The sequence below is a fragment of the Mesorhizobium sp. WSM4807 genome (assembly GCF_055811615.1).
The window spans coordinates 1-19,273 of record NZ_JBVVQY010000009.1 but is presented as its reverse complement, the minus strand read 5'-3'; the positions used below and the strand labels follow the sequence as shown (position 1 = coordinate 19,273).

23 protein-coding genes, 1 tRNA gene and 2 pseudogenes are annotated in these 19,273 nt (G+C 62.7%); 15 read left to right on the top strand and 11 right to left on the bottom strand.

The genetic code is table 11. The annotated features are described in order from the left end of the window. Window positions 1-105 precede the first annotated feature (105 nt). Window positions 106-182: transfer RNA gene (locus tag AC0L3N_RS13870), tRNA-Arg, on the top strand. 158 nt (window positions 183-340) lie between these two features. On the opposite strand, the gene AC0L3N_RS13865 is transcribed toward AC0L3N_RS13870, so the two are convergent. Beyond that, the gene (locus AC0L3N_RS13865; RefSeq protein WP_473548110.1) at window positions 341-538 is read right to left on the bottom strand and encodes a hypothetical protein; all 198 of its coding nucleotides are present in this window, start codon (window positions 536-538) and stop codon (window positions 341-343) included. A gap of 74 nt (window positions 539-612) precedes the next feature. On the opposite strand from AC0L3N_RS13865, the gene AC0L3N_RS13860 reads away from it, so the two are divergent. From AC0L3N_RS13860 to AC0L3N_RS13845, 4 genes are all read left to right on the top strand, one after another. Further along, window positions 613-1,284, top strand: a complete 672-nt coding sequence (locus AC0L3N_RS13860; RefSeq protein ID WP_473548109.1) for an SDR family NAD(P)-dependent oxidoreductase — start codon at window positions 613-615, stop codon at window positions 1,282-1,284. Beyond that, window positions 1,191-1,427 (top strand): hypothetical protein, encoded by a 237-nt coding sequence (locus AC0L3N_RS13855; RefSeq protein ID WP_473548107.1) that lies wholly within the window; start codon window positions 1,191-1,193, stop codon window positions 1,425-1,427. The genes AC0L3N_RS13860 and AC0L3N_RS13855 overlap by 94 nt, the downstream gene beginning before the upstream one ends. Window positions 1,428-1,667: 240 nt before the next feature. Further along, window positions 1,668-2,258, top strand: a complete 591-nt coding sequence (locus AC0L3N_RS13850; protein WP_123147331.1) for a TetR/AcrR family transcriptional regulator — start codon at window positions 1,668-1,670, stop codon at window positions 2,256-2,258. 64 nt (window positions 2,259-2,322) lie between these two features. Further along, window positions 2,323-3,231, top strand: coding sequence for an alpha/beta hydrolase (locus tag AC0L3N_RS13845; protein ID WP_473548106.1), 909 nt, complete (start codon window positions 2,323-2,325; stop codon window positions 3,229-3,231). A 272-nt stretch (window positions 3,232-3,503) separates the two neighbouring features. Here AC0L3N_RS13845 and AC0L3N_RS13840 read toward each other — a convergent pair. Together AC0L3N_RS13840 and AC0L3N_RS13835 are read right to left on the bottom strand one after the other, a co-directional pair. Then, window positions 3,504-3,713: pseudogene (locus tag AC0L3N_RS13840) on the bottom strand (thioredoxin domain-containing protein); the annotation flags it as partial. A 199-nt stretch (window positions 3,714-3,912) separates the two neighbouring features. Then, a complete protein-coding gene (locus AC0L3N_RS13835; RefSeq protein ID WP_473548104.1) occupies window positions 3,913-4,719 on the bottom strand; it encodes a helix-turn-helix domain-containing protein in 807 nt (268 codons plus the stop codon). Window positions 4,720-4,832: 113 nt separating this feature from the next. Between AC0L3N_RS13835 and AC0L3N_RS13830 the strand changes: the two genes are divergently transcribed. Next, the gene (locus AC0L3N_RS13830; RefSeq protein ID WP_473548103.1) at window positions 4,833-5,690 is read left to right on the top strand and encodes an SMP-30/gluconolactonase/LRE family protein; all 858 of its coding nucleotides are present in this window, start codon (window positions 4,833-4,835) and stop codon (window positions 5,688-5,690) included. Between the two features lie 749 nt (window positions 5,691-6,439). On the opposite strand, the gene AC0L3N_RS13825 is transcribed toward AC0L3N_RS13830, so the two are convergent. From AC0L3N_RS13825 to AC0L3N_RS13815, 3 genes and pseudogenes are all read right to left on the bottom strand, one after another. Further along, the gene (locus AC0L3N_RS13825; RefSeq protein ID WP_473548102.1) at window positions 6,440-6,616 is read right to left on the bottom strand and encodes a hypothetical protein; all 177 of its coding nucleotides are present in this window, start codon (window positions 6,614-6,616) and stop codon (window positions 6,440-6,442) included. Between the two features lie 2 nt (window positions 6,617-6,618). Beyond that, window positions 6,619-7,605, bottom strand: a complete 987-nt coding sequence (locus AC0L3N_RS13820; protein WP_473548100.1) for a methyltransferase — start codon at window positions 7,603-7,605, stop codon at window positions 6,619-6,621. Between the two features lie 201 nt (window positions 7,606-7,806). After that, a pseudogene (locus tag AC0L3N_RS13815) lies at window positions 7,807-7,923 on the bottom strand (TetR/AcrR family transcriptional regulator); the annotation flags it as partial. Window positions 7,924-7,991: 68 nt separating this feature from the next. Between AC0L3N_RS13815 and AC0L3N_RS13810 the strand changes: the two are divergent. The 3 genes from AC0L3N_RS13810 (at window position 7,992) to AC0L3N_RS13800 (ending at window position 10,820) form a co-directional block, all read left to right on the top strand. Next, on the top strand, window positions 7,992-8,129 hold the full coding sequence (locus AC0L3N_RS13810; protein WP_165848402.1) for a hypothetical protein: 138 nt from the start codon (window positions 7,992-7,994) through the stop codon (window positions 8,127-8,129). Between the two features lie 273 nt (window positions 8,130-8,402). After that, complete coding sequence (locus AC0L3N_RS13805) at window positions 8,403-8,675, top strand: hypothetical protein (protein WP_473548099.1); 273 nt, start codon at window positions 8,403-8,405, stop codon at window positions 8,673-8,675. Between the two features lie 273 nt (window positions 8,676-8,948). Then, on the top strand, window positions 8,949-10,820 hold the full coding sequence (locus AC0L3N_RS13800) for an adenylate/guanylate cyclase domain-containing protein (protein WP_473548098.1): 1,872 nt from the start codon (window positions 8,949-8,951) through the stop codon (window positions 10,818-10,820). Between the two features lie 345 nt (window positions 10,821-11,165). Here the strand turns inward: AC0L3N_RS13800 and AC0L3N_RS13795 are convergent, their stop codons facing one another. Together AC0L3N_RS13795 and AC0L3N_RS13790 are read right to left on the bottom strand one after the other, a co-directional pair. Next, on the bottom strand, window positions 11,166-11,588 hold the full coding sequence (locus AC0L3N_RS13795; protein WP_473548097.1) for a RidA family protein: 423 nt from the start codon (window positions 11,586-11,588) through the stop codon (window positions 11,166-11,168). Window positions 11,589-11,718: 130 nt separating this feature from the next. Continuing rightward, window positions 11,719-12,567 carry an SDR family oxidoreductase gene (locus AC0L3N_RS13790; RefSeq protein WP_473548096.1) on the bottom strand — a complete coding sequence of 283 codons (849 nt, stop codon included), beginning with the start codon at window positions 12,565-12,567 and terminating at the stop codon, window positions 11,719-11,721. A gap of 96 nt (window positions 12,568-12,663) precedes the next feature. On the opposite strand from AC0L3N_RS13790, the gene AC0L3N_RS13785 reads away from it, so the two are divergent. The 3 genes from AC0L3N_RS13785 to AC0L3N_RS13775 all read left to right on the top strand — a co-directional run bounded on the left by AC0L3N_RS13785 (window position 12,664) and on the right by AC0L3N_RS13775 (window position 14,809). Beyond that, complete coding sequence (locus AC0L3N_RS13785) at window positions 12,664-13,566, top strand: LysR family transcriptional regulator (RefSeq protein ID WP_473548095.1); 903 nt, start codon at window positions 12,664-12,666, stop codon at window positions 13,564-13,566. Between the two features lie 160 nt (window positions 13,567-13,726). After that, window positions 13,727-14,257 carry a dihydrofolate reductase family protein gene (locus tag AC0L3N_RS13780; RefSeq protein ID WP_258120931.1) on the top strand — a complete coding sequence of 177 codons (531 nt, stop codon included), beginning with the start codon at window positions 13,727-13,729 and terminating at the stop codon, window positions 14,255-14,257. 174 nt (window positions 14,258-14,431) lie between these two features. Continuing rightward, window positions 14,432-14,809, top strand: a complete 378-nt coding sequence (locus AC0L3N_RS13775; protein WP_473548094.1) for a hypothetical protein — start codon at window positions 14,432-14,434, stop codon at window positions 14,807-14,809. A gap of 34 nt (window positions 14,810-14,843) precedes the next feature. Here the strand turns inward: AC0L3N_RS13775 and AC0L3N_RS13770 are convergent, their stop codons facing one another. Continuing rightward, window positions 14,844-15,089, bottom strand: coding sequence for a DUF1127 domain-containing protein (locus tag AC0L3N_RS13770; RefSeq protein ID WP_473548093.1), 246 nt, complete (start codon window positions 15,087-15,089; stop codon window positions 14,844-14,846). A 135-nt stretch (window positions 15,090-15,224) separates the two neighbouring features. On the opposite strand from AC0L3N_RS13770, the gene AC0L3N_RS13765 reads away from it, so the two are divergent. Further along, entirely contained in the window at window positions 15,225-16,745 is a 1,521-nt protein-coding gene (locus AC0L3N_RS13765) for a winged helix-turn-helix domain-containing tetratricopeptide repeat protein (RefSeq protein WP_473548092.1), read from the top strand. 45 nt (window positions 16,746-16,790) lie between these two features. Here AC0L3N_RS13765 and AC0L3N_RS13760 read toward each other — a convergent pair whose 3' ends face one another. Then, window positions 16,791-17,183 (bottom strand): GFA family protein, encoded by a 393-nt coding sequence (locus tag AC0L3N_RS13760; RefSeq protein WP_236393303.1) that lies wholly within the window; start codon window positions 17,181-17,183, stop codon window positions 16,791-16,793. A 239-nt stretch (window positions 17,184-17,422) separates the two neighbouring features. Here AC0L3N_RS13760 and AC0L3N_RS13755 point away from each other — a divergent pair, with 239 nt between their 5' ends. Together AC0L3N_RS13755 and AC0L3N_RS13750 are read left to right on the top strand one after the other, a co-directional pair. Continuing rightward, complete coding sequence (locus AC0L3N_RS13755; RefSeq protein WP_473548091.1) at window positions 17,423-18,031, top strand: ArsR/SmtB family transcription factor; 609 nt, start codon at window positions 17,423-17,425, stop codon at window positions 18,029-18,031. A 500-nt stretch (window positions 18,032-18,531) separates the two neighbouring features. Then, complete coding sequence (locus AC0L3N_RS13750) at window positions 18,532-18,816, top strand: hypothetical protein (RefSeq protein ID WP_473548090.1); 285 nt, start codon at window positions 18,532-18,534, stop codon at window positions 18,814-18,816. 260 nt (window positions 18,817-19,076) lie between these two features. Here AC0L3N_RS13750 and AC0L3N_RS13745 read toward each other — a convergent pair. Beyond that, window positions 19,077-19,273 (bottom strand): LysR substrate-binding domain-containing protein (locus AC0L3N_RS13745; protein WP_473548088.1); only part of this gene is annotated, 197 nt, incomplete at its 5' end.

Below are 19,273 nucleotides of genomic sequence, written 5' to 3'. Positions count from 1 at the left end.
GCCGGATCGGCTTGCTTTTCGGAAATTCAGTCGCTAGGGAACACGTCACATCGCGGCCGGTCGTCAAGGATCGGATCGTGGGCCATGCAAAGCATGGCCTGTTGCGCGCCCGTAGCTCAGCTGGATAGAGCACCAGACTACGAATCTGGGGGTCAGGAGTTCGAATCTCTTCGGGCGCGCCAATAATCTCAAAAGCTTAGCCAAGTTGCACCGTTTCAAATCAGCAAACTGAAACGGTTTTTGAAACGGTTTTGTAGTTTCGGATAGTGCAGCGCGCGATTGAGCGGGCGCAGCGAAAGATCGGCAACGCCTCTGTGTGAACAGTACACGTCCTGACCGCTCAGGGGCCGAAACCTGCCTGCCTGCGGCCATCGACGATCAGCGTCGCCAGATAGCCCTCTAGGACCTCGACCACGGTCGCTGGATCGCAGATGCAATCCACTTCGAGCTCGAAGGCCGGCCCATGCGAGACCGGCTTACCGTTACCGCCCGGCCCCCTGTGGTCTCCTCGTCTCGCCCTCCATGAGAGTACGAACATAATTTAATCCTTGCCTTGCTACCACCCAACGGCTATTGTCGTATGAACGTAATTCAAAACTTCAGGAGCTTATGATGACAACAACTCCGCAGGTTGCGCGCGTAACAGGCGCCACCTCAGGCATCGGCAAGGCCACAGCGATCGCCTTGGCCGCCGCAGGTTTCCAGGTGATCGGAACCGGCCGCAACACCGCGAAACTCACCGCGCCCGCCGGGGTGACCTACCTGGACCTCGACGTGACCCGCGACGAATCGGTCGCCTCAGCGGTCAAGCAGGTGATCGACCGGTTCGGGCACATCGACGTCCTGGTCAACAACGCCGGCGTTGGCACAACCGGCGCAGCCGAGGAGTTCTCGATTACCCAGACGCAGGACATCTTCGACATTAACGTCTACGGCGTCATGCGGACGACCAAGGCGGTCCTGCCGCACATGCGCGTCCAAGGCCGCGGACGCATCATCAATGTCTCCTCCCTCAGCGGGTTCGTCCCCAGCCCGTTCATGGCCCTCTACGTCTCGACCAAGCACGCGGTCGAGGGCTACTCCCAATCGCTGGACCACGAGGTTCGCGATTACGGCGTCCGGGTCCTGCTCGTCGAGCCCGGCCCGATCAACACTCCGTTCGCAGGCCACAGCGTGGAGGCCGACACCCCATGCCGCTCTACGCGGCGGGACGGCGCAACTACGACGAGCTGCTGGAGAAGAACCTCAGCAGCGGCGACGACCCCGCCGTCGTCGCCAAGGTGATCGTCGCGGCGGCCACCGACCGGAACCCGAAACTACGGCGCACCGCCGGTACGACCGCCCGGATCATCAACGCGGTGCACCGCGTCGCCCCGGCCCGGATGTTCGACCGCGTCATCCGCAGATTCAACCGGATGCCGAGCTGATCGCTGCCGAGATCCACTAACCAGTCATTCGCGGGTCTACCGAGGAGAGTAATCTAGCAGCAGAGCCAGCAGACGGCCCGCCACCACGCACCGTACATCACCAACGGCGGGCTCCCCGAGCTCCACGACTCGAAAGTGCAGACCGCGAGGATCAACGTCCCGGCTCTCCTTGCCAACGCTGCACACTGACTTGGCCATAGCGGTATCCGGAGCGCAAGCCCGGCTGAGATGGAGGAACGCATGGTGCGTTACACGAAAGAACACAAGCAGGAGACAAGGCAGCGGATCATTGCGACGGCCGGTCGACGGCTCAAGCGGGACGGTATCGACGGCTCCGGAGTCGCGACGCTAATGAAGGACGCGGACCTGACCAACGGCGCCTTCTACGCCCACTTCGAATCCAAGGACAGCCTCGTCGCGGAGGCGGTCACCGACCAACTGCACACACTGCACGCGAACATCGTCGAGCTGGCGGAGCCCGGCCGGGCCGGCCTCGAACAGATCGTGCGCTGGTACCTGTCGGCCCACCACCGGGACAATCCCGGCGACGGCTGCCCCAACGCCGCCCTGCTCGACGAGATCGGGCGCAGCGCGGACGCAATCAGGCAGGCGTACACCGACGGCGTGCTGGTCGTCATCGACGACCTCGCCGCCCGAATGGCACCCGAAGATCCGCCCTCGGCCCGCGTGAAGGCGCTCAGCCTCCTCGGCCTGATGGCCGGGACGCTACAACTCTCCCGCGCCCTGACCGACCGACAGCTCTCCGACGACCTCCTCGAGCAGGGCCTCCGCAACGCCCTAGCCCTGGTGGACGCCGAGCTCCGACCATGACCTTCATTTCTGCGACTACCCCCGGCACACCCGGCGACGTCGCCCTCCATCAGATAGGAACACGATGACCGAGCAACCCTTCAACCCACAGCTACGAGCCGCGCGGTTCCTTCCCCGCACCATCATCAACGCCCGAACGCTTCCCGCGCTCCGTGTCCTCACCAAGCTCACCGGGATCACTCGGCGGCCGGACGCGCAGGTCGTATCCGTGGACGCCGATGTGTCAGTATACGTCTTCCGCCCGGCTTCGGCCCGGCCTCGGACGCCGGCACTGTTGTGGATCCACGGCGGCGGAACGGTGCTCGGCGACGCGGCGCAGGACAGCGGCTTCTGCCGCCGGATCGCCGATCAGCTCAACATCGTCGTCGTCTCGGTGGAGTACTGGCTCGCGCCCGAGCACCCGTTTCCGGCGCCGCTGGAAGACTGCTACACCGCGCTGCAATGGCTCGCCCGCCAACCCGACATCGACCCCGCACGCATCGCCATCGGTGGCGCCAGCGCCGGCGGTGGTCTGGCCGCCGCGTTGGCGCTGCTGGCGAAGGAACGCGGCGAGATCCGTCCGGTTCTGCAACTGCTGTCCTACCCAATGCTGGATGACCGGACCACCACCCGCACCGACATCGACCCGCGGCGGCTCCGCCTCTGGAGCCCGGCCAGCAACCGGTTCGGCTGGCGCGCCTACCTCGGCCCCGCCACCGCGGACGGCAACGTGCCCCCGCTGGCCGCGCCGGCCCGCTACGACGACCTCTCCGGCCTGCCGCCCGCATGGATCGGCGTCGGCACCAACGACCTGTTCCACGACGAGGACGTCACCTACGCCCGGCGGCTGCAGCAGGCCGGCGTCGCCAGCACCCTGCACGTAGTGCCCGGCGCCTATCACAACTTCGACGCCATCGAAGCGAAAGCCGCCATCTCCCGGGCCTTCGTCAAGGCCCAGACGACGGCACTGGACGAAGCACTCAACGGCGGCTGAACGGACGTACACGACAGGTCAGCCTCGCGCGCCTACCTCGCGCGGCTGAAGGAACGCACGACGGGGCACGACATGCCGGCCAGCCCGGGGACGTACCGCGCGAGCCGACCGCCCTGCGCCGCTGGGGCCTGCAGGCGCCCGCCGAGTGGTCGTCGGCGGTCGGCCCAGGTGCTCATCGTCCACGGCGACAGCGACCGGCTGGTGCCGCCCGCGAACGCCAGAATCGGGGTCCCTCGGCGACGTTGGCACATACTGGTTCGGCTAAGCCCGTAGAGGTGGCGCAAGCCGAAAGCACGGTGCGAGGCCCGCTTCGGGTCGGATGCGGCGAGAAGATCGGGGGCCGGGTGGTAACGGAAATAGAGCTGCGCCCGCTCGACCGGCGTAATGACCACCGCCCGGCATTCAACGCCTTTCTCACGCAGGGCCGGCTTGAGTTGCGCCATCGCCGCGACATGGCTCCGGCAGAACGGACAGTGTAGGCCTCAACCGCTGCACGGCGTAGCCTTATCCGCTCGATCACAAGTCATATCGCCGACGAAAACTCATCGAGCGCATGTTGTGCAAGCTCAAGAACTGGCGCGGCATCGCAACACGATACGATCGCCATGCACAGAACTACCTCTCAGCCCTCGCTCTCGCTGCAATCATTTCAGCCTGGATCTGAACGAGTCCTCAACCTAGCTAGGCCGGCTGAGTGCGCCGCCCGCTCGCGTCGGCAGCGGCTCGGACAGGCATGCTTGCGCCGGTGTCGCGCGGATGCGGCCCGACCGGCATGATCGCCGGAAACGGCGTCGCGCCGAAGGCGAATGTCCATTTGTAGCCGACTAGCCCGTCTTCGGGCGTTGTGTGCTGGTCGTGATGTGCGAGCAGTCTGGCGCGATCGGCCAGTTCCTCCGCCTCACGCCTCAGCATTTCCGCCGTCTCCGGCCGCATCCGCCTGGAGAAGCTGACGAATGTCGCCTCGCGCTGCAGATGCGTAATCGCCCAGCCGATGAAGTTCTTGTTGGTCATCTCGAACAGTGGCAGCAGCGGCCCTTCGAAATTCCACTGGATCGGCGTCTCGACCAGCAGCCTGGCCGACAGGCCGCGGCCAAGCGCGACCAGCCCCAGCTCCTCGAGGTCACGCAGATAGAGGAACATCGAGGCCTCGCTCAACCCTTGTGAGCGCATGATGCCTTCGGGCGTGAATTTCTCGGAGAGCATGACGAAGATGAACAGCAGCGCTGGTCGGCTGGCCAGCTTGCGCTCGATGTCCGGCGCGATGTGGTTGGCCGGCCCCGGTCCCCTGTTCATAGAGCCGAGCACGTTTTCCAGTTCCACGCCGGCAGCGGCGCAAATCTCCACCAGCCGGTCGAGCTTGCAGTTGCGCTCGTGGAAGATACGCTTCACCGTCGGCTCGGAAACACCCATGCGCTCGGCAAGCACGCGATAGGTAACGCCCTTTGCCTTTAGCGTCCGCTTCAGCGCCTCGAAGATCAGGCTGTTCATGGGATGCATCTCTTTTGGGTGATTTCGTATCGATCTTCGATACTAGCTGCAATCAGCCGTCCAGAAAAGTATCGGAAAATCTAGGTCTCCGCTGTCACCACAGGAGATCAGCCATGAAAACCATTGTCCGCTCGACTCTTCTCGCCATCGTCGGCATCGCGACGATGTCTGCCGCCCACGCCGGGGAAATCTGGCGCGCCACCGGCTTTGAGCAGCCGGAATCGGCGCTGTTCGACGCCGTCAACAAACGCATCATCGTTTCTAACATCGTCGGCAATCCCGGCGACGCCGACGGCAACGGCTACCTGTCGGTGCTGTCGCTCGACGGCAAGGTCACCACCCGGCACTGGACCGACGGCATGGACGCACCCAAGGGCATGGCGATCTCAGGCGACAAGCTCTACGTCGCCGACATCACGAAAATACGCGTCGTCGACCTCGCCAGCGGCAAGCTCGCCTGGACCATTGACGTGCCGAATGCCATCTTCCTCAACGACATGACCACTGATGTGTCCGACAAGGTCTATGTCACCGACATGCTGGCCGATGCCATCTACCACATCGACGACGAGCGGCCGGAATTGTTCGCGAAGGACACGGCGCTTGCTTGGCCCAATGGCATCTTCGCCGATGGCAACAGGCTGATCGTCGCCTCCTGGGGCAAGGGCATCAAGTCTGACTTCAGCACGGCGGAGCCGGGCGGCCTGGTTGCAGTCGATCTCGCCACCAAGGCGATTTCGCAACTGCCTGGCGCGCAAAAATTCGCCGATCTCGACGGCGTCATTGCAATCGGCGACACCATCTACGCCACTTGCTACATGACTGGTACGCTCTATCGCTACAAGGTTGATGGCACACCGGAGACGGTTGCGACCTTCAAGCCGGGCAGTGCCGATATCGGCACTTACGGCAGCAGGATTTTCGTGCCGTTGATGAACGACGGCGAAGTCGTTGCGCTGACGCTCGACTGAGCCGGTTTCTCGGTCAGCTCAGGACGCGGGCGCTGCGTTCTTCAACTGCGCCGGCGCATCAAGGCCATCGTCGCATGGGCGGACCATCATAAGCTACGTTGAAGCATGTCAGGATGCGGCCATCGCATGGGTGGTGGCCGCCGATATCGTCGGGGGCGGAAAATGGCCCGGGAACGTCGGCAATGCGATCATCTTGCGCCATAGCGCACTCGAACCCGAAGTTCCGGAACGGGCCCGACTCAAGCCGTAGCGCGGACGGCGCTCTGGAGAAAGCACCAGGAAGGTCGGCAATTGGGCGCAATTACGATGTCCAGGGTGATCGCCGGCAGCGTCTGCTATCGGGCAACAGCAAAGATCACCTCAATGGCCGACATGAGGCGCAAAGCTTTTCAGCAGCCAAGGGGGCGAGAACGAACGGCAGCTTCGGGGATCGGATCTTAAGAAGCGGACCTTAAGGTGTCCACGGCATCGACGTGATCTGACCCGTCGCAGTCAACTAGCGCTGGCCTAGTATCTGGCCCGCGATGGAAAGCCTGCCCTTGTGGATCGACCACTACAACAGCCTTCATCCCACACGAGGCCGTCGGCTATCGTTCACCTCGCGAGTTCATCGCGGATCAAACCCACTCTGATCGTGTCCGATCATTCGGGGGCAACAACACGTCGGCCCTTCGGATCTCAGACCAGGCGGCGCGTGAGCTCCACGATTTCGCGTCCAAGGTTGTCCTCATCCGTGTTGAAGTGCGCAATCAGCGAAATGTGGTTGTGCCCGGCAGGCGTACGAAGCGTGGTGCGCGGCGGCGCGCAATGGCGATGCGATGTGCGAGCTCCAGGCCGTAGAGATCGAGCAAGGGATTCTCGAAAGCGGCCGGATAGGCTCGGGGCGTCTCGGAGATCCTTGCGTCCGAAACCCACCATTCAGCCACGGTCAGCCCGTGAGACGCCCACGAAACAACGTTGAGCCGTCCGTCAGGCGCGACCTGGAGATAGCCCGGAATCCAGCCTCGGTCATCCACGCGCGATATTGACCTTCAGTGTACGATTCGCCGTGGCGATAGAGGTTCAAGAAGGTGAGATTCAGAAAGACACCCTCAGGCGGGCCGAGGCGGTCGTCATCGACGACACCCCACCCCGCAATTGCGATCTCGCCTCCGGGTGTGAGGCAACGCGCCGCGTTCAGGATCGAACTGCGCGCCTGGTCCGGCGGAAGGACCTGGACGACGGCCTTCAGGATCGCCAGATCGTGGCGACCGATCGAGGGCGCGACAGTTATGTCCCCCTCTTCGACAACCACGTCGTCGGCACCGTATTCTGACAGGATATCTGGCGCGACCGCTGCGACCGTTGGGAGTTCCATCAGCGTCGCCGCAATCTGCGGCCGCCGCTCGCGAAGTCCGACGAGAATGGTCCCGGGGCCCCCGCCGATGTCGATCACCGAACCGATCGCCGATAGGTCCATCTCCCGGGCCAGATGCCGGCCGAAAATCACCCCGCCCGGTGCGAGCATGCGGCTGAAGGCCACCGCGGCCTCGGGCCCCGCTTCGGAAAAGTCGTGCAGCGCAGCCGGCCGGTTCTGTCGCAGCGACTCTGCGGTCAGCAGATCGGCTCCCCAGATCTCGCGCAGGAGCGCATGATCGCCGCCGCGATAGGTCGGCTTGGACGCGTCGAGGAAGGCCGACGCTTCGGCTCCGTTGCGAAATTGACCATCCTCGACTTCGAGGAGACCGATGCTGGCGAGCGCGTAGAGAAGCCGCGACAGACGATCGGGCTCGACTTTGAGCGCGGCCCCAAGGCTGTCAGCAGTCACCGCGCTGCCACCGAGCCGGGTGAAGATGCCAAGGTCCAGCCCGGCGCGAAGCGCCAAGGCGGGGGGCACCGCTGCGATCAGGTTGTCGATCCGATCAGAATCCACCATGCCACATCCCCTTCCGCGATCCAGGGCCGACTGTGAAGCAGCTCGGAAGATCGGATTCGACCGGAGCGGCGCTTTCCTCACCTATCGCAGCGAGGAGCGACCAGAAGTTTGTCACGAACCGAAGAGCGTTTGAAGTAGCATGGTCGACCAGACCGATATACGCGCCCGGTATTCGACGTCGAGACAGTTAGCGACGAGGGGCTAGCTGGCTGACTGTTGATCAAGCCCTGCGTTAATCCAGGCACGCGTCTGTTCCAGCACTTCATCCGAAAGCTTGGGATCGTCGATCGCCCGAGCGAGGATCACTGCCCCCACCAACCGAGGAGGAGTTCAGCGGCGCGCAGCAGGCGATTATGACTTCCTCTGCTGCCATCTCGGATGTAGCCTTGCTGCTGGCTGACGGCTGCGATGGCCGTGCTGCGACCTTGATGCGCAACCTGGCGGACTTCGCTGCCTTGGGCGGTTCGATCCCTGCAGGCGAGCCGATTGCCAGCCCGCAGGACTACGTCGCGGCCTTCAAGTAGTGGTCGAGAATCCGCTCTGCCGTGCTGGTGCCCGACAAGTGAGGTTCCGCTCTCCTGTCGGCTTCCGAGCGCGACTAGTTGAGCTAGCAGGGTGTTGAAGAAGTCGCTCACCCGTTTGGCCTTGAGACGATTCATTGGGCAGCGCCGATTTTGCGGAGGCGGTCTTGCGGGGGCGTCAGACGAGAGCACGGGGGCGTTGCTCAGCTAGCTAGTCGTTGATTGTGAGTCGACCTGGCTTTGAGTTGCGCTATCTAGGCAAAAACGGAGGCAGCCATGCGTATGAAGTTCCTACTGGTGACATCAGCGACGATGATGGCGACAATCGTTGCCCACGCGGACAGTCAGTCCTCGAACACAAGCTCGAATAGCTCGTCGAACAACGGCGTTGTGCGTGAGCGGATTGTCGAGACCTACTGTGAAAATGACTATTGTGAGACCTACGTCAAGCGCAGGGTTTATCAAGAGGACCGATCCACCCGTCGTTACCAGGACTATGATCGCCGCCGCTATCGCGACCGCTACATAGATGATGATGACGACGACTAAGGAAAAATGCCGCGCCGCTGACGCTCCGCGGGGGCCCGGTCCGGATGTAGTCCGACACCATTGATCAATCACAGGACCAGGCTCGTCGTCGAAATGGCGTCCGTGGCGAGCGCGAAGCAGACGATGGCTGACGAAGGTCAGAACGGTATAGGCCCCAATCGTCACGCATTTGTGAGCTGTATTGATAAGCCTATTCGGGATTATGGGTCTAATTTTGGACCGTGCGTCGCCTTAAGTAGTCCGTGCATGGCCCGCCGCTCAGGAATAATGCTGATGGAACGCAAGCTCGCGGCAATCATGGCCGCCGATATCGTCGGCTACAGCCTGCTGATGGCTGAAAACGAGGCTTCCACCTACGCGAAGCTGCGCGCTGTTTTTGATGAGCTCATTGACCCGACCATTGCCCGCCATGGCGGGCGCATCGTCAAGACGACGGGAGACGGCTTTCTCGCCATGTTTCCCAGCGTCAACGAAGCGGTTGATGCGGCGCTGGCCATACAGGAAGGCTTCGACAAGAGCCCGTTCGAGCTGCGCATCGGCATCAATCTTGGCGATGTCATCGAAGATGACGGCGACGTATACGGCGACGGCGTCAATGTGGCCGCCCGTCTTGAGACCATGTGCGATCCGGGACAGATATTCGTCAGCGGCGCCGTGGTGATGGCGGCCGAACGCAACAGCGCGGACAGGTTCGTCCGCATCGGCCGCAGGCGGGCCAAGAACATTCCCGAACTTCTCAACGTCTACCGCGTAAGGCGCGCGGGCTCTCCGTGGTCGCCATGGCGGCAGGTGCCGCAGGTGCTGCGCAGCACCGCCGCCCGCTGGTCTTATGGCGTAGCCGCCATAGCCCTCATCCTCATCGGCACCCAAATCCAGCCGCTCCCCCTGGCAGCCATGGTCAGTCGCATCCCGGGGGTCTTGTCGATGGACCAGAGCCGCGCCGACCCCCGGCCGTCAGTGGCGGTCATGCCTTTTGCCGCGATGAGCGGCAGCGGCGATCAATCGTATTTCGCGGACGGACTGACCGAAGATGTGACGACAGCCCTTGCCCGCAATTCAGAGCTGCAGGTAATCGCGCGCGATTCCACCTACGCCGTGCACGGGCAGGGCACGGACGTGCGCAAGCTCGGGGCGAAGCTCGGCGTTGATTATGTGGTTGAAGGCAGCGCCCGCCGTGAAGGCGACCAGCTTCGCGTGTCGGCGCAGCTGATCGATGTAAAGACAGGCGCGCATCTGTGGTCGCGCAGTTTCGACCGGCAGGTCGCCGACGTGTTCACCGTCCAGAGCGAGCTGACCACTGAAATCGTCGCGCAGATCGCGCCCTATATCGGCAGGAGCGAGGCGGCGGCGGCAGCGGAACGCCCGACCGACAATCTGCAGGCCTATGACCTCGTGCTGCAGGCCCGCAACCGCTACCGGCACGGCGCCAATGACCCGCAGGACATTCTGGAAGCGCGGGGCCTCTACCAGCGCGCCCTTGAAATGGACCCGTCCTATGCGGCCGCCCGCGCAGGCCTCGCGCTGACCTTTATCGCCAGCGTGGCGCAGAGCGGTGACGGCCGGGAAAACGCGCCGGAACTCCATCTTGGGCTTAGCGAAGCCCGGCAGGCGGTCCGTCTCGATCCCAATCTTGGCCTTGGCTATCAGGTCATCAGCTTCGGGCTTGCCCTGCAGGGCGACTATTCAGGCGGCCTGCAGGCCGCACGGCGCGCTGTGGAGCTCAACCCTAACGATCCCGACAGCATGATGGCGCTTGCAAAGGCGCAGGTTCGCTTCGGGGAATATGATGATGCCGTCGCCAACGCAGAGCGGGCCCGCCGCCTTCATCCTATGGCGCCCGAGTACTACGCCTATGTGCACGGGCAGGCGCTCTACGCGGCTGACCGCCGCGACGAGGCTTCCGCCGTCATAGAAGAATGCCTGATCCGGGCGCCGCGCGATGCAAACTGCCTTCTGATTCAGGCGGCTTTGCAGAGCGGGGGCGGCGAGGTCGAGGCAGCCCAGCAGACGATGGCAAGGCTGGTCGAGGCGCATCCGGCATTCTCGCTGGAAGCAGAGCGCACTTACCGCCGGTTCGGTGACAGGCCGCTGATGGAAGATTTCCTGCAGGACCTCGCACAGGCCAAGGCTCCAGAAACCGGCTGAAAGTTTTTACAGAGCAACTTCAATCACATAGCGGTGCCCAGTTTCATCTCGTCCGGCGCGCCAATTTTGCCTTTTCCACGACGCCAACACCGAAAATTGCCGCCCATTGCCGCTGGAACTACGTCCGCGCGAGGAGCGCGAAATAGCCAAGAGGCGAGAAAGCGTAGTAACGGCGGTGATCGGTGGTGAAAAAGTTCGAATCGTTTGCGGCCGAATGACGTGTTTTGGCCCAATGCAAGGCTCGCTATTCATCGTTGGACGGACATCGCGAGCCCGTGGGGGCGCCGCACTGCCGTTTCCGTCGTCGGGGTACAATCGCCAATACAGAAACTGCAGGGCGAGCGATCAGCGCTTGTCCGCCGGAGGGCTGCTCGTCGTCGAAGGGATGCGGGCGATGACCTTGATCTCGAAATCGAAGCCAGCAAGCCAATTGACGCCCACTGCCGTCCAGTTCGGATAGGGAGGTGCGCCGATCTCTTCCGCCCGGACGGCCAGCACCGTTTCGATCTGCTCGTCCGGGTTGGTGTGGAAGGTTGTGACGTCGACGACGTCGTCGAAGCTGCAGCCGGCGGCGGCCAAGACCGCGCGCAGATTGGCAAAGGCCCGCCGAACCTGATCCTCGAATACGGGCTCGGGCGAGCCGTCCTCACGGCTCCCGACCTGACCCGATACGAAGAGAAGATCGCCGGAGCGAATGGCCGCGGAATATCGATGAATATCGTATAACGCGTGGCGTTTGGCCGGATAGATGGCGTCACGTGCAGGCATTTCGTGTTCCTTTCTGTCTTGATGACGGGGGCGGACCGGCAGCGGGCCGGAGCCGGGGGAATCTATCGGGATCAACGGGCGGAGCTGCACGACGGTGCCATGCAGCTCTGGATCGGCGGGACAGGGTGGGTCACAGCCGCGCCAACTCCTCGTCTGTGAAATCGGCCGCGACCGCGATGTTCTTCTGACGGTCGAGCTCCTCGATGCGCCCGCCGAGTGCTTTGACGATGCCGGCATAGGCCTCGGCACCGAGCACCAGCCGTTTCGGAAGCGGACCATCCTGATCGGCAAGCCTGATCACTGCGTCCGTCATGCGGTCGGGGTCGCCCTTGATCACCCATGAGTCACGGAGCGCCTCGCGGATCCGACCGGCGGGTGTTCCCTCATAGGCCGCGAGCGGCTTGGTCCGCGCGAGATTGCCGCCGAACCCGGTCCGCGCCGGCCCAGGTTCCACAAGGGTGAACTCGATGCCGAAGGGAGCAGCCTCCTGCGCCACGGACTCGACGAACCCCTCGATACCCCACTTGGTCGCGTGATAGAGGCTGAAAGCCGGATAGGCGATCTGGCCTCCCTCGCTCGATACCTGTAGAATCCGGCCGCCACCCTGGCTGCGCAGATGCGGCAACGCCGCCCGGATGAGTGCGATCGAGCCGATGAGATTGGTGTCGATAATGTCCCGAACCTGCACATCGCCAGCCTCTTCCGCCGCGCCGAGCAGGCCATAGCCAGCATTGCTGACGACGATGTCGATCCGAGCGGATGCGGCGAAGGCGCGGTCGACCGCGGCGCGGACCGAGCTCTGGTCCTTGAGGTCCATTGCGACGATGCGGAGCCGTTCGGGGTAGCGTGCACGCAGGTCGGGAAGTGCGTCCTCGCTGCGGCTGGCACCGACGACGCGGTCTCCCCTGATCAGGGCCTTCTCCGCCAGCAGCCGGCCTAGACCGGACGACACACCCGTTATGAGCCAGGTCTTTTCCATTTCTCATACTCCAATTGATCCAGGCAGGAGATAGGGCAATCGCATTGCGCGCATTAGCCGTTGAAATCGGCATGGGATGATGCAAAATCCCCATCAATGGCCCGCCCGTCGCTCAACGATCTCACCGCCTTCGTGGCCGTTGCCACACACCGCAGCTTCCGCCGCGCAGCGGACGAGATCGGCACGGCACCGTCCACATTGAGCCATGCGATGCGTGCGCTCGAGGAACGCATGGGCGTGCGCCTTCTGAACCGCACCACACGCAGCGTCTCGCCGACAGAAGCCGGGTTCCGGTTGCTCGATCGCCTTCAGCCGGCGCTCGCCTCGCTGGACGAGGCGCTCGACAGCGTCGCGGGGTTCCGGGGCAATGTCGCGGGCACGGTCCGCATCAACGCACCGCGATTGGTGGCCGGGCTTCTCGTTCGCTGGGTTCTTCCGCAGATGGCGGAGCGCCATCCGGACGTGACCGTGGACATCGTCGTCGAGGGGCGGCTCATCGATATAGTATCCAGCGGGTTCGATGCCGGCGTGCGCCTCCTCGGATCTGTCCCCAAGGACATGATCGCCGTGCCGTTTGCACGCCCGTTGACGTTCATCTGTGTCGCCTCGCCCGCCTATCTCGATCGCTTCGGCGACCCTGGAACGCCCGAGGAATTGCAACGCCACCATAGCATCGGCCATCGTATGCCCAGCGGCAAATTCTATCGATGGGAGTTCGAACGCGCCGGCCAGGAACTCGTGATCGACGCAAACGGCTCCATCGTCCTCGATGACGAGGAACTGATGGTCGAAGCCGCAATAGAGGGTCTGGGCATCGCCTATGTGGCGGATTGGGCCGCCGAAGCGGCCATATCCGACGGCCGGCTGCGTAAGGTCCTGACCGCATGGATGCCCGCTCCGGAAGAGGTCGCGGTCTACTATCCCGGACATCGAGCCGTGCCGCCGGCACTGCGGGCTTTCCTCGATGTCGTGAAGGACTTGCGAAAGAAAGAACCTTAAACTGGATCAAAGAAGCAGCAATCCGGTACTCGTAGTGCAGAAGGAGGTCCGGCATGATTTCTCGCTTCTGTCGATCGGCCATCGGTCGATCTAGCTTACAACCGATTGCATAACGCAATCAGAACCGCGCGGATGTACCGCGTAAGGGAAGGAGGTGGGTATGGCTAAGCTCGTGTTCGGGATGAACCAGTCCCTGGACGGCTACGTCGACCATATGGCGTTTGCGCCAAGCCCCACGCTCTTCCGCCACTTCATCGAGGAGGCTCAGGGGCAGGCGGGCAGTGTGTACGGTCGCAAAATGTATGAGGTCATGCGTTACTGGGACGACGATCATCCTGAATGGGATGCAGAGCGACACGCCTTCGCGGCGGCGTGGCGGAACCAGCCGAAATGGGTCGTCTCGCGCTCGTTGAAGTCGGTTGGTCCCAACGCTCGGCTTGTTGAGGATGATCTTGAGGGCGCGATCCGAGAGCTGAAGGCCGAGCGCGACGGGGAGATCGAAGTTGCTGGCCCGGACTTGGCGCGAAGCCTCACCGAACTTGGCCTGATCGATGAGTATCGAATCTACCTGCACCCCGTCGTGCTTGGCCACGGCAAGCCATATTTCGCCGGACCCCGGCCGCCGCTCCGCCTTATGACCAATGATCGGATTGGCGAGGACGTGATCAGGTTGACCTACGTCCCTGCTTAACCTCGCGATTCGCCGGATGGAATCGCCGCTGAAGTCTGGTTTTGGGTTGGGCCTAAAGCGACGGGAACGGCTTCTTTGCGCTAGACTGCAGTGCACGCTTCGCATGCCCAGCCGTTAAGAGTTCACCTCGACTTGGCTTTGAATTGCGCTATCTAGCCAAAACTGGAGGCAGCCATGCGTATGAAGTTCCTACTGGTGACATCAGCGACGATGATGGCGACAGTCGTTGCCCACGCGGACAGTCAGTCCTCGAACACCAGCTCGAATAGCTCGTCGAACAACGGCGTTGTGCGTGAACGGATTGTCGAGACCTACTGTGAAGATGACTATTGTGAGACCTACGTCAAACGCAGGGTTTACCAGGACGACCGATCCACCGTCGTTACCAGGACTATGATCGTCGCCGCTATCGCGACCGCTACATCGATGATGATGACGACGACTAAGGAAAAAAGCCGGGCCGCTGACGCACGCGAACACCCGATTTTGGGATCGGATCGGCGGCCCAGCTTCTCGCATCTAGATGCTTTGGCGCACCAAGGACGAGAATAACGGTATCGGCTTCGCGACCTCGCGGCGACGAGGATTATCGTCGCCAGAAGGGCTTGGCGATCTCTGCCTCGACCTGCCGTCTCGTCAGACCGATATCGTCGATCAAATGGGGATTGTCCTTCGACATTTGCTCAAGTTCCCAGCGAAAGCGTTTCCGCTCGTCCCAGGCCGCGATAATGCTTCGCAGGGTCGTCAGGTGCCGACGCGACATTTCCGCTGGTTCCAGGGGCGTTCCTGGCCGCGCTGCCTGATGCGGGGCCGATGCAAGAGTATCGTTCATAGCAACCTCCATAGGTTTGAAGGTCCGGGGACCCTCGACCTGAAAGAGGATGAATTCTGCAGGATACGAACAGCGCCGTAATTAAGCTCTCCCAAATAGTTCTCAAAACTTCCAAACGGGCTATAGATACGCCGCATGCAGGGATCGCGCTTTGCCTTTGGTCCGTTCGTGCTTGATTCTGGTGCGGGAACGCTGCTTCGCAACGATGTCCCCGTTGCCGTTGGCTACCGCGGGATAAAGCTGCTCGCGGCGCTCGTTGGACGGCCCGGCGAAATCCTTGAGAAGGCCGAGTTGATGGACGCGGCGTGGCCGGGCACGGCCGTCGAGGAAGGCAACCTCACGGTCCAGATCGCGTTGCTGCGAAAGCTGCTTGGTCCGGCCGCCGATGCCAGTAATGGGGGCGGTGAATGGATCGCCACGGTTCCGCGCGTCGGCTACCGCTTCACGGGGGCCGTCGAACAGCTCGGTGGCGCGAAGCGAAAATCTTTGCCGCTGCCCGGCAAGCCATCGATAGCCGTGCTGCCCTTCGTTAATATCAGCACCGATCCTGAGCAGGAATCCTTCGCGGACGGGTTGACCGAGGACCTGATTACCGACCTGTCCAGGATCTCCGGCCTGTTCGTCATCGCACGCAACTCGGCCTTTGCCTATAAAGGAAGGGCGATGGACGTGCGCGATATCGCACAGGACCTTGGCGTGCACTACCTGCTGGAGGGGAGCGCGCGACGCGCTGCGGGGCGCGTGCGCATCAACGCACAGCTGGTCGACGCGGTGAGTGGCGATCACCTATGGGCGGAACGCTTCGATCGCAGCCTGGAAGATATTTTTGCCGTTCAGGACGAGGTCACCGGCAAGATCGTCGAGGCGTTGCTTGGCCGGCTGCGCGCACCGCCGCCGCGCAATCGGCCCAAAAATCTCGAGGCTTACGATCTCTGCGTGCGGGCGCGCAAGCTGATGGATGATTCGCCGCAGACGGCGCGCGAAGCGCATCTGATGCTGACGCGCGCGGTTTCGCTCGATCCGGAATATGCCGAGGCCTATCGCTGGCTTGCCATGAACCACTGGATGGGATGGGTGCATTCTGGCGGACCTACCGAAACGTCCCGTAGCGTTGCTTTGGAACTGGCACGCAAAGCCGTGGCGATCGACCCCAACGATGCCGGCTGCCGCTGGGTTTTGGCTTACCTGCTTGCCTATGAGCGCAGCTTCGCCGAGGCAGATACGGAATTCGCCAAGGCGATCGAGCTCGACCCGAATGAGGCCGATGCCTGGGCGGCATTATCCGACATTGCGGTCCTGGCCGGACGGGTCGAGGCAGGCCTTGAGCACATTCGCAAGGCGTTCCGGCTGAACCCGTTTCCGGCAAGTTGGTACTATCTGACACTCGGTCAGGCGCAATATGCGGCCGGCGAATACGAAGCCGCTGTCGAGACACTGCGCAGGGACGAGACTTATCGTACAAGCTCACGCCGCTTCCTGGCGGCAAGCCTTGCCCAACTGGGCCGGCTCGACGAGGCGCGCGCAGAGGCCGAACTGTTCCTCGTCGGCAACCCGCATTTCACCACGCGCCACTGGGCCACGACGGAGCCATTCCGCGACGCTGCGACGCTCGAGCATTTCGTTGATGGCTTTCGTAAGGCCGGTCTTCCGGAGTGACGTTGCCGGCGTGACCTCCCAAACGCTTTCGCACCGTTCGTGCGACTATTCCTCAAAGCGACTCGTTGCGTCACGATCGCGCTCGTATCGTCTCGTGAGCGGAAACGGCGGCAACCAGGACTCGCGACGGACGATCCAGCTTTCGTAGGTTGGCATCAGTTGGTCAGGGGCGTCCAGGGATCCCAGGTTCACTTCGATTTCGTCTGCGGTGCGTCCGAAAATTGTCGAGCCGCAACGGGGGCAGAAAAACCGCCCGGCGTAGTCGCGTGTCTCGCCTTCGATCGTCACCGCATCCTGGGGGAACACCGCGGAAGCGTGAAAAAGGGCGCCATGATGCTTGCGGCAGTCGAGACAATGACAAATGCCGACCCGGTATGGGAGTCCCGACGCCACAATTCGGACGTTGCCGCACAGGCAACCGCCGGTGAATCGGTCCATGCTGCATCTCCTCCAAAATCAAGCGGTCGGAATGGCTACAACGAAGGGCACTGTCATTGCAATTGCCCTGCTGCGGGCGGGGATGCGTCGTCTTCCCTAGTGGGCGACAGATAGGTTGCTCGCTGCAGTCGCATGCCGTTTTGGAGCGTCGGCTATTGGGACGAAGCGATCCTTTCGCTCTTGACAAATATACTCGTCAACCCCGCATTGACAGGAAAGCTTGTCAATGCGAGGGCTGTATGCTCGATATCGAAGTCATAGATCGGCCAAGCGCGGCCGCCGCCGCGTTGGAGCCCGTGCGGAGTCAACTCCTCTCAGAACTGCGGGAGCCGGCCTCGGCCGCTACCCTCGCCACACGGCTCGGTCTCAAGCGGCAGAAGATCAATTACCACCTGCATGCTCTGGAGGAGCACGGGCTTGTCCAAGTTGCAGACACGCGGAAGTGGGGTGGCCTGACGGAGCGGCTCATGGTGGCGAGCGCCACAAGCTATGTCGTCTCGACGAGCGCACTGGGTCCCGTCGGCGCCGATCCGGACCGCACCCCGGACCGCCTGTCGGCGAGCTACCTCATCGCGCTCGGCGCTCGGCTGGTGCGGGAGATCGGGGCCCTCCAGCGCGCCGCCACGGATGCCGGCAAGCGCCTGGCGACCTTGGCGATCGACACCGAAATCCGCTTCCGCTCCGCCGCCGATCGTGCCTCGTTCACGCGTGAATTGACCGAGGCCATCACCACGCTCGCGGCACGCTATCACGACGAAACCGCTCCGCAGGGACGGTCCCATCGCCTTGTCGTGACGGCGCATCCTTCACCAGCCAATCCGCAAGGAAAGGACGCTCAGTGCCAGTAAAAAAGACACGGCCGGCAACCGTTCGGTCGAGGCCGAAGTCGATGTCCCCGGTACACCGCAGGAAGTCTGGAACGCGATCGCAACGGGACCTGGAATATCTCAATGGTTCGTACCGAGCGAACTCGAAGGCCGCATCGGAGGAACCGCCGTTTCGCATTTCGCTGCCGATGGAAGCATGGATGCCGTCGCCACCATCACAGCTTGGGAGCCGCCCAAGCGGTTTGTCGCAGAAGCACCGGGCGAGCCGGGAACGGTAGCGACGGTGGATTGTCGAGGCAAAGTCCGGCGGGCGTTGCACCGTTCGCGTTGTCCATCGCTGGTTCGCGACTTCTGATGATTGGGATGATCAGTTCGAGGCCCACAGCTACGGATGGATCTCCTTCTTCCGCCTGCTCCGCCTCTACCTCACGCATTTTCCCGGGCAGCACGGCTCGGCTTTTCAGCTCTTGGTCCCGTCTTCTGAGCCTTTAGCTGATGTATGGCGAAAGCTGGTTGTACCCTTGGGCCTGGTGAATGCGACTGAACAACGGCGCGTGGCTTCGGACGCGCAGGCATTCGAGGGCGTCGTCGAACGAACAGGGCCGCAAGACCATCCCGAGCTGGTGGTCCGGCTGGACCAGCCCGCGCCGGGCTTCGCGCACCTCTTCGCCTTGCCGATGGGCGAGATGACATACCTGTCCGTGCGGTTTTTCCTTTTTGGCGACGATGCAGCGAGCATTGCAAAATGGGAGGAGCCAAGGTGGCGAACCTGGCTCGAAAAACATTTCCCAACTTCCGCGGAGTAGGAGCCGGTCACGCAACCGTCTGGTCTACGCGCAATATAGGAGCGCGCGGTTTTCAATCTCCCGCGTTCTCAATCTCCATTGCGAGGCGTTTTGCCTAGGGCAAGGGCTGAGCCTCGTGCTCGACCGCGGTTGCGCTCAGTCCGACCCCCCAAAACCGCTGCGCACTTTTGGGCGACATGCATTAGGTCGGCTTCGCGTGGGCGCCAAACTAAAGTGGATTTACGTGGGCGGGAGCCACGCCACCCGTTTCGTGGGCGGCCTCAGCCCGAATAGCGGAGCACATTAACGAGCAGAGTGAAAGCGGGGGACGTCTGACGGCGGCTGGGATAATAGAGGTAATATCCTGGCCAAGGCGGGGACCACTCATCCAGCACCCGCATAAGGCGACCGCTCTCAAGATGAGGCTCCGCCACGTCCTCCGGCACATAGGCGAGGCCGAAACCATCCAGCGCGGCTT

What these genes read in the sequence shown, in the direction of transcription:
- AC0L3N_RS13775 (WP_473548094.1), top strand. Translation starts at nt 14,432, where the DNA reads ATGCGTATGAAGTTCCTACTGGTGACATCAGCGACGATGATGGCGACA.
- AC0L3N_RS13800 (WP_473548098.1), top strand. Translation starts at nt 8,949, where the DNA reads ATGGAACGCAAGCTCGCGGCAATCATGGCCGCCGATATCGTCGGCTAC.
- AC0L3N_RS13805 (WP_473548099.1), top strand. Translation starts at nt 8,403, where the DNA reads ATGCGTATGAAGTTCCTACTGGTGACATCAGCGACGATGATGGCGACA.
- AC0L3N_RS13780 (WP_258120931.1), top strand. Translation starts at nt 13,727, where the DNA reads ATGGCTAAGCTCGTGTTCGGGATGAACCAGTCCCTGGACGGCTACGTC.
- AC0L3N_RS13770 (WP_473548093.1), bottom strand. Translation starts at nt 15,089, where the DNA reads ATGAACGATACTCTTGCATCGGCCCCGCATCAGGCAGCGCGGCCAGGA.
- AC0L3N_RS13760 (WP_236393303.1), bottom strand. Translation starts at nt 17,183, where the DNA reads ATGGACCGATTCACCGGCGGTTGCCTGTGCGGCAACGTCCGAATTGTG.
- AC0L3N_RS13795 (WP_473548097.1), bottom strand. Translation starts at nt 11,588, where the DNA reads ATGCCTGCACGTGACGCCATCTATCCGGCCAAACGCCACGCGTTATAC.
- AC0L3N_RS13835 (WP_473548104.1), bottom strand. Translation starts at nt 4,719, where the DNA reads ATGAACAGCCTGATCTTCGAGGCGCTGAAGCGGACGCTAAAGGCAAAG.
- AC0L3N_RS13855 (WP_473548107.1), top strand. Translation starts at nt 1,191, where the DNA reads ATGCCGCTCTACGCGGCGGGACGGCGCAACTACGACGAGCTGCTGGAG.
- AC0L3N_RS13845 (WP_473548106.1), top strand. Translation starts at nt 2,323, where the DNA reads ATGACCGAGCAACCCTTCAACCCACAGCTACGAGCCGCGCGGTTCCTT.
- AC0L3N_RS13865 (WP_473548110.1), bottom strand. Translation starts at nt 538, where the DNA reads ATGTTCGTACTCTCATGGAGGGCGAGACGAGGAGACCACAGGGGGCCG.
- AC0L3N_RS13830 (WP_473548103.1), top strand. Translation starts at nt 4,833, where the DNA reads ATGAAAACCATTGTCCGCTCGACTCTTCTCGCCATCGTCGGCATCGCG.
- AC0L3N_RS13820 (WP_473548100.1), bottom strand. Translation starts at nt 7,605, where the DNA reads ATGGTGGATTCTGATCGGATCGACAACCTGATCGCAGCGGTGCCCCCC.
- AC0L3N_RS13755 (WP_473548091.1), top strand. Translation starts at nt 17,423, where the DNA reads ATGCTCGATATCGAAGTCATAGATCGGCCAAGCGCGGCCGCCGCCGCG.
- AC0L3N_RS13765 (WP_473548092.1), top strand. Translation starts at nt 15,225, where the DNA reads ATGCAGGGATCGCGCTTTGCCTTTGGTCCGTTCGTGCTTGATTCTGGT.
- AC0L3N_RS13790 (WP_473548096.1), bottom strand. Translation starts at nt 12,567, where the DNA reads ATGGAAAAGACCTGGCTCATAACGGGTGTGTCGTCCGGTCTAGGCCGG.
- AC0L3N_RS13850 (WP_123147331.1), top strand. Translation starts at nt 1,668, where the DNA reads ATGGTGCGTTACACGAAAGAACACAAGCAGGAGACAAGGCAGCGGATC.
- AC0L3N_RS13860 (WP_473548109.1), top strand. Translation starts at nt 613, where the DNA reads ATGACAACAACTCCGCAGGTTGCGCGCGTAACAGGCGCCACCTCAGGC.
- AC0L3N_RS13785 (WP_473548095.1), top strand. Translation starts at nt 12,664, where the DNA reads ATGGCCCGCCCGTCGCTCAACGATCTCACCGCCTTCGTGGCCGTTGCC.